The 17489-nt window shown below is 40.3% G+C and carries 17 protein-coding genes and 1 tRNA gene; 5 read left to right on the top strand and 13 right to left on the bottom strand.

The genetic code is table 11. The features are described from left to right. Positions 1-36 precede the first annotated feature (36 nt). Positions 37-453: a winged helix-turn-helix transcriptional regulator gene (locus tag P162_RS10320; protein ID WP_031427313.1), complete on the top strand. Its 417-nt coding sequence runs from the start codon at positions 37-39 to the stop codon at positions 451-453. Between the two features lie 247 nt (positions 454-700). Here P162_RS10320 and P162_RS10315 read toward each other — a convergent pair whose 3' ends face one another. Together P162_RS10315 and P162_RS10310 are read right to left on the bottom strand one after the other, a co-directional pair. Beyond that, entirely contained in the window at positions 701-1072 is a 372-nt protein-coding gene (locus P162_RS10315; protein WP_031427311.1) for a hypothetical protein, read from the bottom strand. Between the two features lie 110 nt (positions 1073-1182). After that, positions 1183-2571, bottom strand: coding sequence for an ATP-binding protein (locus P162_RS10310; protein WP_051907856.1), 1389 nt, complete (start codon positions 2569-2571; stop codon positions 1183-1185). A gap of 729 nt (positions 2572-3300) precedes the next feature. Here P162_RS10310 and P162_RS10305 point away from each other — a divergent pair. Together P162_RS10305 and P162_RS10300 are read left to right on the top strand one after the other, a co-directional pair. Beyond that, on the top strand, positions 3301-3528 hold the full coding sequence (locus P162_RS10305; RefSeq protein WP_031427309.1) for a UPF0175 family protein: 228 nt from the start codon (positions 3301-3303) through the stop codon (positions 3526-3528). Beyond that, complete coding sequence (locus P162_RS10300; protein ID WP_031427307.1) at positions 3521-3976, top strand: DUF3368 domain-containing protein; 456 nt, start codon at positions 3521-3523, stop codon at positions 3974-3976. The genes P162_RS10305 and P162_RS10300 overlap by 8 nt, the downstream gene beginning before the upstream one ends. A gap of 388 nt (positions 3977-4364) precedes the next feature. Here P162_RS10300 and P162_RS10295 read toward each other — a convergent pair. The 8 genes from P162_RS10295 to P162_RS10260 all read right to left on the bottom strand — a co-directional run bounded on the left by P162_RS10295 (position 4365) and on the right by P162_RS10260 (position 11796). Further along, positions 4365-4442: transfer RNA gene (locus P162_RS10295), tRNA-Val, on the bottom strand. A 101-nt stretch (positions 4443-4543) separates the two neighbouring features. Next, on the bottom strand, positions 4544-5764 hold the full coding sequence (locus tag P162_RS10290; RefSeq protein WP_031427306.1) for a bifunctional folylpolyglutamate synthase/dihydrofolate synthase: 1221 nt from the start codon (positions 5762-5764) through the stop codon (positions 4544-4546). After that, positions 5764-6603, bottom strand: a complete 840-nt coding sequence (locus tag P162_RS10285; protein WP_031427305.1) for an energy transducer TonB — start codon at positions 6601-6603, stop codon at positions 5764-5766. The genes P162_RS10290 and P162_RS10285 overlap by 1 nt, the downstream gene beginning before the upstream one ends. Positions 6604-6715: 112 nt before the next feature. After that, positions 6716-7108: an ExbD/TolR family protein gene (locus P162_RS10280; RefSeq protein WP_031427303.1), complete on the bottom strand. Its 393-nt coding sequence runs from the start codon at positions 7106-7108 to the stop codon at positions 6716-6718. A 1-nt stretch (position 7109) separates the two neighbouring features. Next, positions 7110-7814, bottom strand: a complete 705-nt coding sequence (locus P162_RS10275; RefSeq protein WP_031427302.1) for a MotA/TolQ/ExbB proton channel family protein — start codon at positions 7812-7814, stop codon at positions 7110-7112. Positions 7815-7932: 118 nt separating this feature from the next. Then, positions 7933-9405 (bottom strand): sodium/proton antiporter NhaB, encoded by a 1473-nt coding sequence (gene nhaB, locus P162_RS10270; protein ID WP_031427300.1) that lies wholly within the window; start codon positions 9403-9405, stop codon positions 7933-7935. A gap of 27 nt (positions 9406-9432) precedes the next feature. Then, positions 9433-10659 (bottom strand): Glu/Leu/Phe/Val dehydrogenase dimerization domain-containing protein, encoded by a 1227-nt coding sequence (locus tag P162_RS10265; protein WP_031427299.1) that lies wholly within the window; start codon positions 10657-10659, stop codon positions 9433-9435. Positions 10660-10725: 66 nt separating this feature from the next. Then, complete coding sequence (locus P162_RS10260; protein ID WP_031427297.1) at positions 10726-11796, bottom strand: anhydro-N-acetylmuramic acid kinase; 1071 nt, start codon at positions 11794-11796, stop codon at positions 10726-10728. Positions 11797-11934: 138 nt separating this feature from the next. Between P162_RS10260 and P162_RS10255 the strand changes: the two genes are divergently transcribed. Beyond that, a complete protein-coding gene (locus P162_RS10255) occupies positions 11935-13077 on the top strand; it encodes an acyl-CoA dehydrogenase (RefSeq protein WP_031427296.1) in 1143 nt (380 codons plus the stop codon). A gap of 142 nt (positions 13078-13219) precedes the next feature. Continuing rightward, positions 13220-13909, top strand: coding sequence for a hypothetical protein (locus tag P162_RS10250; RefSeq protein ID WP_031427294.1), 690 nt, complete (start codon positions 13220-13222; stop codon positions 13907-13909). Positions 13910-14206: 297 nt separating this feature from the next. Here the strand turns inward: P162_RS10250 and P162_RS10245 are convergent, their stop codons facing one another. The 3 genes from P162_RS10245 to P162_RS10235 all read right to left on the bottom strand — a co-directional run bounded on the left by P162_RS10245 (position 14207) and on the right by P162_RS10235 (position 17382). Next, on the bottom strand, positions 14207-15361 hold the full coding sequence (locus P162_RS10245) for a porin (RefSeq protein WP_031427293.1): 1155 nt from the start codon (positions 15359-15361) through the stop codon (positions 14207-14209). Positions 15362-15590: 229 nt separating this feature from the next. Further along, entirely contained in the window at positions 15591-16604 is a 1014-nt protein-coding gene (locus P162_RS10240) for a glycoside hydrolase family 113 (protein ID WP_031427291.1), read from the bottom strand. 70 nt (positions 16605-16674) lie between these two features. Continuing rightward, positions 16675-17382: a DUF547 domain-containing protein gene (locus tag P162_RS10235; protein WP_031427290.1), complete on the bottom strand. Its 708-nt coding sequence runs from the start codon at positions 17380-17382 to the stop codon at positions 16675-16677. Positions 17383-17489 lie beyond the last annotated feature (107 nt).

Raw genomic sequence — 17489 nt, 5'->3', positions numbered from 1 at the left:
GAAGTTAAAGTACGTTCGGTTTATTATATTTGATAGATGAAAACAAAATCGCATTGCCCCATAAATTATGCTTTGGGACACTTTGGGGATAGGTGGTCTTTACTAATTGTTAGAGATTTAATGTTCAATAACAAAAGGCACTACAATGAATTTTTAGAATCAAGGGAAAAGATTTCTACGAGTGTTTTAGGAGCCCGATTAAAACAATTGGAACAAACAGGTATCATTAGTAAAGGAAAAGATACGGTCAAAAAATCACGCATTAAATACAGCCTTACCAAAAAGGGAATCAATATGCTTCCCTTTATGTTAGATATGGTTTGCTGGAGTGGGCAATACGATAAGGAAAGCGATGTTAATGATGTTTTTTTATCGCAAATCACTAAGGAAAGAGATCTACTAATAAAATCGACCAGAGAGAAATTAGAAAAAGAGCATTTATTGGATTTCTAGTTTGTTACTTTTAGAAGCAACTAGCTGTTTTACATTCAAATGTTTTACAACGGTCTCGTATAACCGTCAATTACGGGTTAATATGCTTTAATTTTCAGGTTAGAACTGACGTTAGCAACCCAGAGCGGATTCAGACGTAGTGGGATATGCTGTAATTATAGATTATTGGCCAAGGATAAATATGTCTCAGATTTAATGTGGAAAAGAGTTGTTTTTTACCTCAGTTCTTTGTTGGCAATAGTATTTTTTATTCAGTTAGATTTTCCTTTATAGATTTCAGAGTTTCAATTTTCGGCATTTCTGTAATTTCAAATTCTCCATCTATTGAGTAAAATTCCAATTCAGTCAGCATTTGGTCAGTTCCGAATACAGATATTCCAATTAATTCTCCGTTTTTACCTTTTCCAGCGTAATCTATTATTAAATTCCCATTTTGAATTTCCGAGTCAAATGCTTTTCCAAATATTATAGTCAGACATTTTCCGCAACCACATCTTGCAATAACTTTCAGATTTCCGATTAGATTAGTCCATTCCGATTTTTCTTTTCCAAACAGATAAGTCAGAAATTCAATTTCGGATTTTGTCAATTCTCTTGTATCTGGAATGCTATATTTCATTAATCCAATTGTTCGTTTTTACGTTCAGTTGATATTATTTCCGACGGTTAGTATATAAAGCGTAGCATCCCGCAGGGTGCTATGATTTCATATATAATGTTAGCAAAAGTTTACTTTTTTAATATCCATGTGGAGTTTCGTCCTCGCTTTTTAGGGTCAGGATTCATTTCAATCAATCCTTTTTCTCTTAATCTATAAAAATGAGTTTTAATAATATCTGCTGACTGAACACCTGTTAATTCTCTAGCAGTACTATTATGAATTTCTTCATTTTTATTTAAGTATTCCATTATGATCTTTTCGGGAGAGGCAAGAGCTTCATGTTTTATAACAACCAAAACGCCATGATCTAATTCGATTATTTCTGGACGTTTTAGTCTTAACGCTGCAATCTCATTAAAAGCGGTATTTAATCCTTCTCCAACATCTTGATTAGGTGGGTTTGGGAATTTATTTATCAGTCTAACCATATTCCCATTTCTTGCAAACTGTTCTTCGAGAATATTAGCAACTGTCACATGGCCTGGCAAAGAACCTGGACTTATTACTTCAACTCTATTGTCAAATATTCTTATGTGAATATCAGAGGCAATACTATAATCTCTATGAAGCACGGCATTGGTAATGATTTCATGGAGTGCCTTTTCTGGATATTCCAATTCCTCCAATCCCGTTTCTTTTAAAACTTTTCCTCTCTCTATGATATCCTTAGTCGTTTTGACAGCTTCGTATACTTGAGTGTATGCCGGACCTTCAATTGATAAAGGAACAAAGTCGAGAGTTTCTCTAGTGCCCTCTTCTGCCTTGGTTTTATAACGATATATTTTTATTCCACTTTGTTTTGGAAGAGCCGCTTGCGGAGTGTCTGAATAAAGCATTACAGAGGCTACTGTGGGGAGATTATTTCGTATAAGCAACTGTTTCCGCAACCATGGCTCTGGTTCTGCAGTAGGAATCACTTCTGCCATAAATTCGAAAATTGAGAAAGAGTCAGTTACGAAATCAAGAGGAACATTTACTGTGTTGTCTTCAAAAGAAGAAATTCCTTTATCAAGCTCTAGTCTTTTTATTGCATCTTCAGTTGTTACTGGAATGTTTTGGGCAGATCTTCTTTTGTATATGACTTTATTAGAGGCCTTAACAATTGCTAAATTCTTTTTGACAGAAATGTGAAGAATAAGTCCACTTTCATTTGGATGCGACAAAAAGGTATAAGAATACTGATCTCCTAATGGAAACAACTCTTCAAAAATCTGGATATGTCCATTTGCTTCTTCTTCATCAGAAAATCCTATCCATTGCCTATGTTGTACTCCATTATTATCGTTCTCGAGTATTCCAAGATATAAATCTCCACCAACGGCATTTGAAAAAGCGGAAAGGGTGCGTGTTAACTTCGCAGGTGCGATTTCTTTAGACTTTAAATCATTGAAATGATTTTCAACAATTGCTAGAATTTTATCTCTCTGGATATCAGTAATCTCTCTTGTTTCAATCATTTATTTAATTTTTGCTAACGACAGCTATATGAATAGTGGCCCCTAACGGGTTGGTTGCTCTTGGGCCATTATTTATATAGCCTGTTGTATGACGTTTTTATTTCAGTTTTTAGGTTTTTTCCCTAAAACTTAAATAAATATAAGTGAACCGTTTTGAAATCCCTAGCGTTTAATGAGCCACTTTTTTGCGGGCCTCCACCGGGGCATTGATTTTATGCCCGGATAAGATCAGTGGCCCGGTGAGCAGAAGAACCGCCGAAATGCCCTTTTCATCAATTAAGTCCGTGAAAACTTGACCATGTCGGAAATTTTCCCGTCCTTCAAGTAGTTTTTACGTGTCAACGTTTGGAAAGTCTGCTTTCCACGCTGCCAGGCGCAACTACTTGATGCAGTTCTCTCCCAGGGTCGAGCACTGATATCCGAAAAGGACAGGTCGGCTCCATTGTTTCCCGTACAACTTGCAAGAAAAGTGTCCAACGGGATTTCAAAATGGCATACAACATATGAATAAACGTACCAGTACGTTTATTTCTATTATAACAGAAATGGTGGGTAAGGGATGATTTCAAAAGCCGCTGTTTATTCGCTAAAATTGGGTAAAAACATCAAAAAATCGGTAATTTAACTCCACCACTTCGGTTATACGAGAACGTTAGCGGCAAGCAAAAAATACATTCTGAACATTAAAAATCAGTCTAGAAAAGTTATATTTGAGTAAGTTTAATAAAAATGAGAACACTACAGCTAAATATACCCGATAGCGTTGATTTAAAGGATTACGACCTTTCAATGATAATCGCTTCTAAATTATACCAAGATGCTAAACTTTCTGCTGGTCAGGCGGCAAAAATTGTAGGCTTGTCCAAACGTGCATTTATAGAGATGCTCGGAAAATATGGAGTTTCTATCTTTAGCACATCGGAAACAGATTTACATTCTGACATAAACAATGCCTAAAATTGTAATTTCTGACACAAGTACTCTTATACTATTTCATAAAATTGGCGAATTAGATCTTCTTCAAAGTGTATACGGCCAATTAGTAACAACGCCCGAAATTGCAGAAGAGTTCGGGGAAACTGTGCCGAACTGGATCGAAATAAAAACCGCATCCGATAAAAAATATCAAATCTTTTTAGAAACTCAAGTTGATTTAGGAGAGGCCAGCGCAATTGCTTTAGCCAGTGATTATGAAGATGTATTGTTATTGTTGGACGATTTGAAAGCACGTAAGTTGGCTAATAAGTTAAACTTTAAAATCAGTGGAACGCTTGGAGTAATCCATCGAGCAAAACAGATGGAATTGATTGACAAAGTAAAACCTTTAATCGATAAATTATTATTAACCGATTTTAGAATAGCTGATAATATAGTTAAAGAAATTCTTAAATTGAACAACGAATAAACTGCCAGCCGCTAACAATGTTTATAAACACGAATCTAACAAATTTATCTTGTTAGTTCCCTGTAAATCATAAAACTATTAAAATCACTTACTTTAAAAAAAAATCAATATTTTGAAATGGTGCATACATACAGCTTAGAAAAATAACTAATAAAGCAATGTATAAGTTTAGAAATAAAGGGCTATAACGCCAAAAGACAAGAAAAAAAGTAGCGCAATTTGGCCGAAAAAAAGGTTTTTCAAGCCGTTTTTTGGGACTTTGAGTAGATATTGGGAAATGAGAAAAATGGGGATACAGGATAAGAATAATCCTGCTTCAAAAATAGAATCTGGTTAGTACCAAAACAAAAAATCCCGTAACAATAAAGTTACGGTATTTTTTTTTTTTTGGTGGGCAATGAGGGATTCGAACCCCCGACCCTCTCGGTGTAAACGAGATGCTCTGAACCAACTGAGCTAATTGCCCCAATATGTTATGAACTTCGCTAAACAGTAGTTATTTCCTGTCTTAGCGGATGCAAATATAGATCAAATATTAGAATCACAAAACACTTTTTGAAAAATAATTTAAATTATTTCTGCCACCACAAATGTGCTTCCCCCTATAAATATCAGATCTTCTTTGTTTGCCCTTTTTAATGCCGTTTTATAAGCTTCCGCTACAGTAGCATAAACTTCCCCTTTCAAGCTATAAAAGGCTGCTTTTTCGCTTAAAATTACCGCATCTAACCCCCGTTCTAAGTTGGGTTTGCAAAAATAGTACACGGCTTCTTTGGGGAATAACGGTAAAATCGTGTTCAGGTCTTTATCACTTACCACACCGAGTACGATGTGTAAGTTGTCATAAACCTCCTGGCGCAATTGCTTGAAAACTTCAACCAGGCCTTCTTTATTATGGCCGGTATCGCAATACACATTTGGCGCGCTGCCCAGCTGTTGCCAGCGTCCCTGCAAGCCGGTACGTTGGGCAGCGTTTTTAATCCCTTCGGAAATATGCTCTGGCTTGATTAAAAAAGCACCGTTTCCCTGAAGGGTTTCCAGGGTTTTTAATACGGTTTTCTTATTTTTTTGTTGATACACCCCTTTCAAATCTGAAGGGTATTCGGGGAAATCGGAATCGGAAGCAAAAAAAATCTCGCTTCCCTCCCGCACCGCTTTCTGTATAAAGGTAATGGTTGTCTCATCTTGTTTTTCCCCCACAACTACCGGAACCCCGGGTTTAATGATCCCTGCTTTTTCACCGGCAATTTCCTTTAGGGTTGTGCCCAAAAATGCGGTGTGGTCCAGACCTATATTCGTAATCACCGAAATTTCAGGGGTAATGATATTGGTCGCATCCAGCCTTCCGCCCAGACCTACTTCAATGATGGCGACATCTACCTGTACTTTTGCAAAGTAGTCAAAGGCCATGCCCACGGTAAGTTCAAAAAAGGAAAGCGAATGTTTTTCAATAAATGTTTTGTGTTCCGCAATAAAAGAGACCACATAGTCCTGCGGAACCATAGTCCCATCTACGCGGATGCGTTCCCTAAAATCTTTTAAGTGCGGCGAAGTGTACAAACCAGTTTTATAGCCCGCCTCTTGCAATACTGCGGCCAGCATATGACTGGTACTTCCCTTGCCGTTAGTACCGGCTACATGAATGGTTTTATAATACTTGTGAGGGTGCTGTAGATGTGCATCAAGCAATTTTATATTGGTCAGGTCCTTTCTAAAAGCCGCAGCGCCCTGCCGTTGATACATGGGCAAACGTGCGAACATCCACTCTAAAGTTTCCTGATAATCCATTAGTCGGAAAGACTGAATCTGTAAACAATTTTTCCTATCTGCCTGGACGGTGCCTCATTATCTGAATTGAAACGTGTGGCCAGGGCAGCCGCTTTAGCGGGATCAAGCAGGCACTTGGAATTGTTTGTGGTACCGCGTACACCGGCAGTGGCTTTGATTACGTCACCGTTGCGGTCTACTTCAATGCTTACCACAACAATACCGGCTTCATTGCATTCCTGAACGCGTTTGGGCTTGCTGAGGGCTTTGCGGCCGCCCAACTGGTAATTACCGTCCCCATCCAAGCCTTTTCCCTGACCGTAATAGCTTGACGCTTCCATGGAGCCATTGGGATCCCCTTTATCGCCTGCTTTACTATCATTGCCTTCACCGCCGGTGGCAGAACCCTCACTTTTAGGTCCGTTGAGAATGCTGCTAAGCGCATCAGTGGTGGATTTATCGGGCTTGGGATCTGGTTTTTTGACCTCTTCTACCGGTTTTTTGGGCTCTTCTTTCGGTTTTTCTACTACTGGTTTTTTTTCTTCTTTTTTGGGCTCTTCCTTAATTACCGGTGCATCCTTAACTTCCTGTGTAACCACTTCTTCTTTGATTTCGGTGGTTTTTTGAGGTTGGGGTTCCGGCTCTGGCGTGGTGTTCCGCGGTGCGGAAGCTATGGCAGCTTTAGGCTGTACCGCTCCCTGCCCCACATCACTGGTGCCAAAGTTGATCGCGATCCCACTTTCGGGCGGTGGGTCCAGGTAGGTCATGCCCACAAAAAAGAGCAGCAGGATGAACAACGCATAGATTATGGTTGTTATCGTAAAGGATTTGCGTTTATGTACGGTATCTAAAAAACTCAAGGAGATGTATTAAGATTATTTGTCCAGTTTATTGCCTTTTTTGCCTCAAAAACAGGGAAAACAATCGGTTTTTACCTGTTTTTTTACCGCTTTTAAAACCTTTATGCCCTCTTTAATTCGGCCGTACGGCCAAAACAATCTTGTACTTGTTCCTATTGGCGATATCCATCACGCTCACCGCTTCTTCTATAGGTACACCTTCGGCAGCGCGCAAAATAATCGTGGGTTCTTCAACGCCGCTTAGTTCGCTGGTGATATAGCTTTCTAAGCTGGATTGTGGCACCCGCTCTTTATTCACAAAAAAGTCGAGATCTTTTGTGATGCTTACCGAAAGGTTTTGCTTGTTGCTTGTCTTTCCTTTTGCCTTCGGCAGAATTAAATCCAGCGCGTCTGGCGTAATTGCCGGTGAGGTCAACAGGAAAAAGATGAGCAGCAGGAACACGATATCGGTCATGGAGCTCATACTGAACTCCGGGCTTACTTTATTTCTTCCGCGTAAGTTCATATTATGCTGGTTCGTTTAGTAAATCAAGGAATTCTACGGCATTGGCTTCCATCTGGTGCACAACCTTATCTGTACGTACAACTAGGTGGTTATAGCCCATATAAGCGATAATTCCCACGATAAGACCGGCAACGGTCGTGGTCATGGCCGTATAAATACCTTCCGCGAGCGTTCCCATTTCTGCCTGACCGCTACTGGTGGCCAACTGGTGAAAGGCGATTACCATCCCTATAACGGTTCCTAAAAACCCAATCATGGGCGCAGCACCGGCAATTGTTGCAAGTACACTCACGTTTTGTTCCAGGCGGTAAACTTCTAGCTTGCCCGAATTTTCAATGGCCGTATTGATATCTTCCAGCGGACTTCCAATTCGGGAAATTCCTTTTGCGGTAAGACGGGACACGGGACTGTTTTGCTGCGCGCAAAGCATTTTTGCGGCCTCAATATTTCCGTGGGAAACATTATCCTTGATCTGGTTCATAAAATTACCATCTATTTGTGAGGCCGCCTTAATGGCAAATAGCCGTTCAAAATAGATATAGATAGCGACAAAAAGAAGGATAAAAAGCACCAGGATTATGATCTGCCCGGCAAGCCCACCGCTCATCAAAAGGTCTATAATAGACAGGGTCTTCTCGACCGGTTCTTCATCAGCAGTAAGGGAATCCAGGGATTCTGCACCCTCTTGCACAAAAAGTGATAGCATAGTTATAATTGATTAGATAGGTGGTTAACGTAGATATTTGGGTTTAATTATTTTCTGAACTGATAATTTATCTTTAAAAAAATACTCTAGTATGGGTATTTGGGGCAATTCGTGGTCATTATAGGAAATACCATACGCCCAGCAGCCCAACACCACCCATAACAATTGTATAGGGGAATGCCATTTTTGCCATTTTACCATAAGATAAATTGATCAATGGTGCTAAAGAGGATGTCAACAGGAACAAAAATGCGGCCTGACCGTTAGGTGTCGCGACACTCGGCAGGTTAGTACCCGTATTAATTGCAATTGCCAGGTGATTATATTGCTCCCTGTCTATTAAACCTTTATCAAAAGCGGCCTGCACCTCGTTGATATAAACCGTAGCCACAAATACGTTATCACTGATCATAGAAAGTACTCCATTAGCAATGTAAAACATAGAAGGCTGCGATGATGGCGGCATGGCCAGTACATAATCAATTATAGGGGTGAATAAATGCTGGTCGTGAATCATGGCAACGATCACAAAGAATACGACCAAAAGCCCCGTAAACGGAAGCGCCTCTTCAAAAGCCTCTCCCAGGTTATGTTCTTTGATAATACCCATAAAAGCCGTTTGAACAACAATTAAAAACAAACCGATAAAACCAACCGGCGCCAGGTGAAGTGCTAAACTCGCAACAAGCAATATCGCCGATATACCCTGAACGTAAAGTCCGTAGCGCTCTTTATCCGTTCGATTTTTATCTTCTTTTTCGGTATAGCTTTCTATGATACGTCGCGCGACTTCGGGAAGTTTTTCCCCAAAACCGAATAATTTAAACTTTTCAAGTAAAAAGGTAGTCAGCAAACCGGCCACTAAAACCGGGATCGTAATATGGTACATCCTAACAAAGAACTCCACAAAGTTCCAACCCATTTTCTCACCTATGAGCAGGTTTTGTGGTTCACCTACAAGCGTACAAACACCACCCAGAGCCGTACCTACCACACCGTGCATGATTAAACTACGCAGGAAACTCCTGAACTTATCAAGTGTTTCACCGCTTAATTCTTCACGGTCAGGAATGGCATCACGATCGTAGTCTGCATCGGCGTCTGAATGGATTTTATGATAAACACCGTAGAAACCAACGGTCACACTAATAAGTACAGCAGTTACGGTGAGCGCATCAAGAAATGCAGAAAGTAGTGCTGCCAGAAATACAAACAACATGGAAAGCACGACCTTGGACTTTATCTTCGTAAAAACCTTACTGAAAATAAACATAAGCATCGGTTTCATGAAGTAAATACCGGCAACCATAAATACAAGAAGCAACACAACTTCAAGGTTTTGATCTACTTCATGATAGGCCGCCTCTGGAGAGGTAAGACCTAATATCAGGGCCTCCAGTGCCAGGATACCACCAGATTGTAATGGATAGCATTTAAGTGCCATCGCGAGGGTAAATATGAATTCGCCTATAAAACACCAGGCTGTCACTACCGGTCCTAAAGTAAACATTGCGACCACGTTAAAGATTAAAAAGGTGATCATGGTAAGCTTAAACCAGCGTGGGCTGTTGCCAAGGAAATATTTAAACATAGTTGGTAATTTTAGTTTAATGGTTATTTATACAAGTTGCTGCAAAGCAATTTCAAAAGCAGTGCGGCTTAAATTCTTTTTATCACTGTTGTTCTCAAAAGTTTTTTTAATGGCATTTTTAATGGTCAGTGAGGTATCGTTAAAAATGGCCTCATCTGTCATTTGTACACGGCGCTCCATAAAATAAGCAAAAACCCGGGCCATCCCACAATTTGATATAAAATCTGGGATAAGCGCGGTACGCGCATCAGTTTGCTCCATAATAGAACCGAAGAAAATCTCCTTGTCTGCAAAGGGCACGTTTGCCCCACAGGAAATCACTTCCAGCCCCGTATTGATAAGGCTGTCAATCTGATCCTGTGTTATTAAACGAGAAGCGGCACAGGGGGCAAAAATTTCGGCTTCAAGACTCCATATCCGTTCGTTCATTTCCTCAAAAGGAATCAGGTCCTTAGCACTGAGGGTATTCCCCTTTTTGCTGAGAAAAAGCTGTTTTATTTCCTCAAAACTAAAACCTTCCTCTTTTATGAGTCCGCCGGCCACATCAATAATACCCACGATTTTAGCTCCGTTCTGCGCCAGATAATACGCAGCGGCAGAACCCACGTTGCCAAATCCCTGAACAATGGCGCGTTTGCCTTCCATATTTCCTCCATAGAGATCATAAAAATGACGAGCCGCTTCGGCAACGCCATAACCGGTGATCATATCTGCCACGGTATATTTTCGGCTAACGTCTGGGGAATATTTTGGGTTTTCCAGCACTTTTATGACCCCTTGCCGCAGTTGGCCTATACGGTTGATCTTATCTGCTTCGGTAGGTTTGAAGTGACCATTGAAAACCCCTTCCTGCGGGTGCCATACACCACTTTCTTCAGTTATGGGGATCACTTCATGAATTTCATCCACGTTGAGATCGCCACCTGTACCGTAATAACTTTTTAATAAGGGCGAGACGACGGAATACCAGCGTTCCAACACACCCTTTTTGCGGGGATCTGCCGGATCAAAATTGATACCGCTTTTAGCCCCGCCAATAGGTGGCCCAGAAACAGTAAATTTGACTTCCATGGTTTTTGCCAGCGACAATACTTCATTCTTATCCAGACCCTTACGCATGCGCGTACCACCGCCGGCGGCACCGCCACGCAGGGAATTGATCACGGTCCACCCTTCGGCTTCGGTTTCCTGATCTTTCCAGTGAAATACAATTTCAGGTTCTTTATCTTCGTAACGTTGTAGTAATTCTCTCATCAATCGTTTTAACTAGGGTGACAAATATAAACATTAAGCGTCCTCTTGCTAAATTTTCGAATATATTTAGGGGGTAAAAATAACTCCTGAACAGTGATCTTTCTCTGCTCCCGTTACACTTTTAAGAATATTATGCGTATTTCTCAAGCGCAACGCGCCCATAAATGCAAAAACCAGCGCTTCCTTAAATTCTACAATTTGAGGTTCTGGGACGGTAATTTTTAAGGATGTTAGCGCTTTTAAGCGTTCTATTAAATGGGTATTGTACGCGCCACCGCCGGTAATAAGCACTTTAAAATCCGCATTTTTCTGGCTGGCACGTGACAGGACTTGACCTATTTGCTGTGCCATATGTTCGGTAAACGTGGCAATTATAAACTCGGGTTTTTGTTTTGACGCTTCCAGTAACGGAAAAACTTCTTGCCTCACCCATTCAAGCCCGAGTGATTTTGGTGGTTTTAGGGCGTAAAATGGCAGATTATTGAGCTTTTCGAGCAATTTTTGGTCAATTTTTGCTCCTGAGGCGATCTTTCCGCCTTTATCGTAATCCAGGCCTAATTTCTCCGTGTAATGATTCAGTACAATATTCGTAGGGCAAATATCGTAGGCAATACGCTGATCATTTTTGAGATAGGAAATATTCGCAAAACCGCCTATGTTCACGCACGCATCATACGCCCCAAAAAGCAACTGATCGCCTATGGGCACCAGCGGCGCGCCCTGGCCACCCAGTTTTACATCCTGTACCCTAAAATCACAGATCACAAGCTTTTCCGTACGTTTTGCCAGTTCTTTTTTATTCCCAATTTGATAGGTAATGCCCTGGTCTGGACGATGCAGAATGGTATGGCCGTGCGAGGCGATCGCGTCAATTTGCGCTATCTTTTCGTCTTTTATGAATGTGTTTGTGGCTTTCGCCAAAAATTCAGTGTATTCATTATCAAGGTTTTCCAGCGCTATTTCATCAAAATCAACTGCTTCCCGCAGTTTTTGTTGCCATTCCTTAGGATAGGGAATGGTACGGGCAGTTACAATCTCAAATGCCCAGGACTGGGTTTTTTGAAATTGTACAAGTGCAAAGTCGATACCATCTACTGATGTGCCGCTCATCACGCCTAAAATTAAATAGGATGTCATATCTTTAGATCTCATGAGATAAAAGTAAAGTTTCAAATTCCATATTCCTAAAAAGGACATTGAATAATTAAAAAAATTGAATAAAACCACTATATTTGCATCGTTTTTTGAATATATAATAAAATAACCCCTTTTCTTATGGATTTTAGTCTCAGCGAAGAACATCAAATGATACGCGACGCAGCACGCGAATTTGCTCAAACCGAACTTTTGCCCGGTGTAATAGAGCGTGATGAAAAGCAGGCATTTCCCAAGGAACTGATTCAAAAAATGGGTCAAATGGGCTTTATGGGCATGATGACCCCCACAGAATATGGCGGCGGCGGCATGGATGCAATTTCCTATGCCCTGGTTATGGAAGAAATTTCAAAAATTGACGCCTCGGCATCAGTTATTATTTCTGTAAACAACAGTCTGGTTTGTTATGGCCTTTCAGAATATGGTAATGAAGATCAGAAGCAAAAATACCTTACTAAACTTGCCAGCGGTGAGAAACTGGGCGCTTTTTGCCTGAGTGAACCAGAGGCCGGTAGTGACGCGACTTCCCAAAAAACCACCGCGATAGACAAAGGGGATCACTATATATTGAACGGAACAAAAAACTGGATCACAAACGGCAGTTCTGCCGACTATTATCTGGTTATCGCCCAGACAGACCGTGACAAAAAGCACCGCGGTATCAATGCATTTATCGTAGAAAAGGGTTGGGAAGGGTTTGAAATTGGCCCCAAAGAACAAAAACTGGGCATACGCGGGAGCGACACACATTCTTTACTTTTCAATGATGTAAAAGTCCCCAAAGAAAACCGCATAGGAGAAGACGGATTCGGATTCAAATTTGCGATGAAAACCTTAAGTGGTGGCCGTATAGGTATCGCGGCACAGGCGCTGGGCATCGCTTCCGGAGCTTATGAAATGGCGCTTAAATATTCAAAAGAACGCAAAGCCTTTGGCACAGAAATTTGCAACCACCAGGCCATTGCCTTTAAGCTTGCAGATATGTATGTTGAAATTGAAGCGGCAAGACATCTTGTGCTAAAAGCGGCATGGGAAAAAGATCAGGGCAAGAATTATGATATGGCAAGTTCCATGGCAAAACTTTATGCCTCCAAGGTCGCAATGGATGTTACGGTAGAAGCGGTTCAGGTGCACGGCGGTAACGGTTACGTCAAGGAATATCACGTGGAGCGCTTGATGCGCGATGCAAAAATCACCCAGATTTACGAAGGTACTTCTGAGATTCAAAAAATCGTTATTTCCCGCGGACTTATTGATGCGTAACTGAACTGGTTTTTGTCTGAAAAAGCCTAAGTAATAGATTGAAGCTGCTATTAGCTCGTGAAAGAATATTTTTGCTTTTTTAGAAGATTTCTTCTAAAATATTCCCACTTCTGCGTTAATAATATTTAATTGCCCCCCTTCGATGAACATTATAAATCTGGAAAGTTTAGAAGGTATTCCAAATAGTTACATCGAAAAATTAGCTGCTTTTAGACAGGAGTTTTTAGATTATGAGTTTCTAGAAGAATTAGACGGGAATATAGCAATACAAGAATTGATCTATAATATTAACCAATTCTGTTGTGAAAATTATATTATTGGATTCCACTTCACTCGGGCTGACCCAAAACTTATTCTAATGAATGGACTTCTATCTAGAACGGGGCAAGAAATTCGAAAGGACTTCTTAACAAACTATGGTAACAAATTCAATGTTGACGAAATAGAAGAGATGAAAAGTGCTTGGAAAAACGGATTTGATGAAATAGATGTAGAAGCTAGAGACAATCGAATTTTTTTCAACTTCACTAAAGAAGGTTTGAGAAACGGTGGAGCAGATTTATTACTTAAAAACATTGGAGGGGAACAAGTCTATCGGCCTCTTTGCCGCAATAAAAAATTGCAGGCTAAAATTCAAAATTTAGGAGTTCCACTAATTTTAAAATGCACATTAATTCCAAGTAATATCAAAACCTATATTGAACATCCTTGGGGTAAAATAGCGATGTCATCCTTTCATCGAAAGATTAATACAAATGCGTTTCAAACTGATCAAGATGGAAATCAGAGAATACCGGTTTTACCAGATTCGATTGAAATTATAGAAGTGTAAAAACATTCGTTAATAAAATACCTAAGCATAATCCGGAATTTGAGACATATTGGAAAGGTCTGTGTATATTTATGAAGGCGCTAAATTTTATAGATTTATCTTTCGAGAAGAAAAAATGAAACTTGAAAATAATTTTTAGCTGCTTGCGCAGACGAAAACTGAACTTCTCCTTGCTTCCGCACTATCCCTAGCCGCAACAATAAGTTCCTTTTCAATTCAAGGATCGCTTTTGAAATAAGATTATTTTACAATTAATCTTAACCAATTTCGATGACTCGTTCGACTATATTTAATCCCTTACAGCAACAAGAAAGGCGCAATAAACCCAATCCGTACTTCATTTTTATTATAACCTGACACGTTAAAATTTTCTGTGGCGTAACCTGAATAATCATAATACCGCCCTATATAGGCAAGATAAAAACGTACATCAATATCTTTAAAGGGACTGTAATAAATGGTAGGGATCATACCGTAGCTGGTTCTTATATGATCGTTGCTGGTTTTGGTATTTGCATACGCGTTACTGTTCATAAGGGTCAATAAGCCGGTAAACTTTGGGCTAAAACGGTATTCTGCCCGTAACCAGTTTTCGGCGTAAGCGACATTTTCGGCCACATTTTCCTCTTCCTGAATTAATGTAATAATTCCTTTGGTGTCAATTTGCTCACTACTGTAATGAAAATCATACATGAGGGTAAGTTTGCGATCCTGATATTTATGGCCAAGCGTAAAAAAAGTCGTACCCCTACTTCGCACTTCATTAGAGTAGCTTAAACTGTAAATGGTTCTAAGCTTTCCATCAAAAAAGCTTCCACGCCAGTTTCCCACAAACGCTACCGGCCAGTCTGGCTCTTGAATGTTTTCTGCGACAACATCTCCATAAATATCCTCATAAAGTTTGGTACGCGAATTCAGTACCTGAAATCCAAATTTATGATCCTCAAAAGCCTGATAGGTAATTCCCGCACCGGTCACAAATGCCAGGGCATTACCGTAAATGTCATTGTATTCCAATATATCCAGGGCGCTGAACTCGTATTCATAGCCGCCATAAAAAGCGTACATTTTACCAAGTACAAGATTAAGCTTAGGGCTTGCCGTTACATCAATATAGGCCAGTTCTATATTGCTGCCCAACCGGTCAAGGGTTTGCACCTCACTGGTATTGTTGAAGCGATTCCTGAATTTAAAATAAACCTTTTTATGCAGTTTACCTGAAATTCCCAGCGCTGTAAAACCATTTTGAAACTGTAATCCATTATAATAATTGTCCCCTCCCCTAAAGGTATAAGCGCGAAACCCCATACGCATCGCAAAAGTAAAATCTATGTTTTTTAAGAGCCCTGCTTTATCTGCAGGGATAATGGGTTTTGGCAGGCTGTCATTCTGTTGGGCGAGTCCTAAGAGCGGGATTAATAAAATGAGGTAAATAGGTAATGATCTTAGCATAGAGGAAAAAGAGTTTCTGATGTTATTTTTAACGCTGCCAAGAGTTTTAATTATCGTTTACTGAAGCGTTTAAAATGAAAAATTGAGATTGTTCTTGAATTTACTAAAACTATTAGAATTAGCTTGCAAATTCCCCACCTCAATAAAAACGCGGAGAGAATTGAATAATATATTGATTTAGTTTGATGTCAGAAACCCCGAATTAGGAACCTTAATAGCCCCACAAGGCTCAATTTAAGTTGAATCGCTTCTTCAAAAACTCCTGCACAGGTTTATTTTGCGGGGTAAAGCGATTGTTTTCGGCTCCGCCGGAATTCTCATGGTCGTGGTGCCATTTCCAGATAAAACCACCGGCAAACCAGGGCTCATCCCAGAATTCATCAAAAAGCGCCTCCGTAAGATTAAGCTGGCCCTGCAAATTTACACCGCCCGTACTGCGATCTGTAAGCCAGGGTTCACGGCCGGCATAATCCACGCTTCGATAGCCATATTCCGTAAAAAGGATGGGTTTTTCAAAATCCTCTGAAAGTTCGCTGAGTTTATTTTTATGCACTTTCCAGCCAGACCGGGCCTGTTTTACACTTGGCGTTTTCTCTTCTGAAACCGGAAAATAAGCGTCAACGCCTATAAAATCCAGTGATGCCCATAACGGATTTGCTCCAACTTTATCCCAGTTTTCGGCATAGGTAAGGTGGCCCGTATATATCTTCTTGACCTTTACAATTAGCTGCTCCCAGAATACGGTGCGGGCATTGACGAAATTAAACAACTCCGTGCCCATACAAAAAACCGCTACTTTATTTTCCTGAGCAAGTTTTGCATAAAGCAAAATATAGCGTTCATAATCGGTTTCAAATTGCTTCCAATCTTCTTCAGAATCTAAGAGCATATCACCGGTAAAGGTTTCGCGGCCTATCCATATATGGGGCTTTAGCATTACTTGTATGTTCTTTTTGTGCAGAAGTTGGATAAAATCACCTGCACCGCCATAGGTCTCGCCATACCACTGGTGCTCACCGTTAAATATAAGCCGGGGCTCCTCTGTGCTCCGCATAAAGGCGAAAGGCATCACAGCGGCAAAATTTACACCCAGGTCTACGAGTGGCTGCAAATGATTTTCCTCCACAATATCGCGGGAGGCAACATAGCTCACACCATTTATTTTAGGGGTGGTAGAAACCTCTTGCGCCTGGCAGGCGGAAAGAAGTAAAACGATCAGAAATCCAAAGTAGCTGTATTTCATAAAGTCAAAATACGCCTAAAACAATCAAAAAACAGCCTAAATAGGCGTGTTTTTAGAGCGTTTTTGAGGTTTATTTCTGTTCGTTTAGCGCCCAATCGTAGTCGTAGAAACTCATAACGGCATCTTCTGGTAATTTTTTAGTCTTGAAGTTATTGATAAAGGAGAGTACACCGCCCTGTCTTTCAAAATCTGCTGCATACCATTTAAAAATCATGCTAACGGCTACTTTTTTGCCTTTTACCTTTATAAAATTGGGATCATTGAGGGCAGCTATAGTCTGTTTTTGCAACCGGTTCTTCAGCGTATCTGGATAATACGCCTGGTCAATCAATGGCGGACAACTTAAACCGGCACAGACCAATGCAAAATGAAAGCGCGCTTCCTGAGGGAATGTTGCCCGTAAAAATTCATTTTCAATGGCGTTCAATGTTATTTTCTGACCGCCAAGATCATAGGTAATTTCATCAAAAAAACCTTTTTTGTCCAGTGGGGAATTGATAGGGTAAGTCTCTACAATCCCTTTAATGACCGCGAGGTTATAAGCGTTTATCCAAAAAGCTTTATAAACTTCCGTATTTTGAGGGGTAACCCTGCTTTCTGCGGCGAGACTCAACGCTTTATTGAGCGTTTCGGGATTCTTTTTTATTTCGGCATAATCTACTTTTCCATCAGAAACATAGGTGACAAAAACAGTATTCGCCGCATCAAAAAAGGCTGTTTCCTGACTAAAAACAGTACTGTTCCAAACCAGTAAAAAACTTAACATCAACATTTTCATAAAGCACTATTTTAAATGAGCCAGTAGATAAGAGAGCCGTAAAATGGCATTTTTCCAGTTACATAAAACCAAGTATAATGCCACAACATATTTAGAGTGCTTATAAA

It is taken from the genome of Flavimarina sp. Hel_I_48, from assembly GCF_000733945.1.
GTDB lineage: Bacteria > Bacteroidota > Bacteroidia > Flavobacteriales > Flavobacteriaceae > Leeuwenhoekiella.
Note: the sequence above shows the minus strand (reverse complement) of the source record. Positions and strands in the feature narration are given on the sequence as shown.

What these genes read in the sequence shown, in the direction of transcription:
- P162_RS10320 (WP_031427313.1), top strand. Translation starts at nt 37, where the DNA reads ATGAAAACAAAATCGCATTGCCCCATAAATTATGCTTTGGGACACTTT.
- P162_RS10315 (WP_031427311.1), bottom strand. Translation starts at nt 1,072, where the DNA reads ATGAAATATAGCATTCCAGATACAAGAGAATTGACAAAATCCGAAATT.
- P162_RS10310 (WP_051907856.1), bottom strand. Translation starts at nt 2,571, where the DNA reads ATGATTGAAACAAGAGAGATTACTGATATCCAGAGAGATAAAATTCTA.
- P162_RS10305 (WP_031427309.1), top strand. Translation starts at nt 3,301, where the DNA reads ATGAGAACACTACAGCTAAATATACCCGATAGCGTTGATTTAAAGGAT.
- P162_RS10300 (WP_031427307.1), top strand. Translation starts at nt 3,521, where the DNA reads ATGCCTAAAATTGTAATTTCTGACACAAGTACTCTTATACTATTTCAT.
- P162_RS10290 (WP_031427306.1), bottom strand. Translation starts at nt 5,764, where the DNA reads ATGGATTATCAGGAAACTTTAGAGTGGATGTTCGCACGTTTGCCCATG.
- P162_RS10280 (WP_031427303.1), bottom strand. Translation starts at nt 7,108, where the DNA reads ATGAACTTACGCGGAAGAAATAAAGTAAGCCCGGAGTTCAGTATGAGC.
- P162_RS10275 (WP_031427302.1), bottom strand. Translation starts at nt 7,814, where the DNA reads ATGCTATCACTTTTTGTGCAAGAGGGTGCAGAATCCCTGGATTCCCTT.
- nhaB (WP_031427300.1), bottom strand. Translation starts at nt 9,405, where the DNA reads ATGTTTAAATATTTCCTTGGCAACAGCCCACGCTGGTTTAAGCTTACC.
- P162_RS10265 (WP_031427299.1), bottom strand. Translation starts at nt 10,659, where the DNA reads ATGAGAGAATTACTACAACGTTACGAAGATAAAGAACCTGAAATTGTA.
- P162_RS10260 (WP_031427297.1), bottom strand. Translation starts at nt 11,796, where the DNA reads ATGACATCCTATTTAATTTTAGGCGTGATGAGCGGCACATCAGTAGAT.
- P162_RS10255 (WP_031427296.1), top strand. Translation starts at nt 11,935, where the DNA reads ATGGATTTTAGTCTCAGCGAAGAACATCAAATGATACGCGACGCAGCA.
- P162_RS10250 (WP_031427294.1), top strand. Translation starts at nt 13,220, where the DNA reads ATGAACATTATAAATCTGGAAAGTTTAGAAGGTATTCCAAATAGTTAC.
- P162_RS10245 (WP_031427293.1), bottom strand. Translation starts at nt 15,361, where the DNA reads ATGCTAAGATCATTACCTATTTACCTCATTTTATTAATCCCGCTCTTA.
- P162_RS10240 (WP_031427291.1), bottom strand. Translation starts at nt 16,604, where the DNA reads ATGAAATACAGCTACTTTGGATTTCTGATCGTTTTACTTCTTTCCGCC.
- P162_RS10235 (WP_031427290.1), bottom strand. Translation starts at nt 17,382, where the DNA reads ATGAAAATGTTGATGTTAAGTTTTTTACTGGTTTGGAACAGTACTGTT.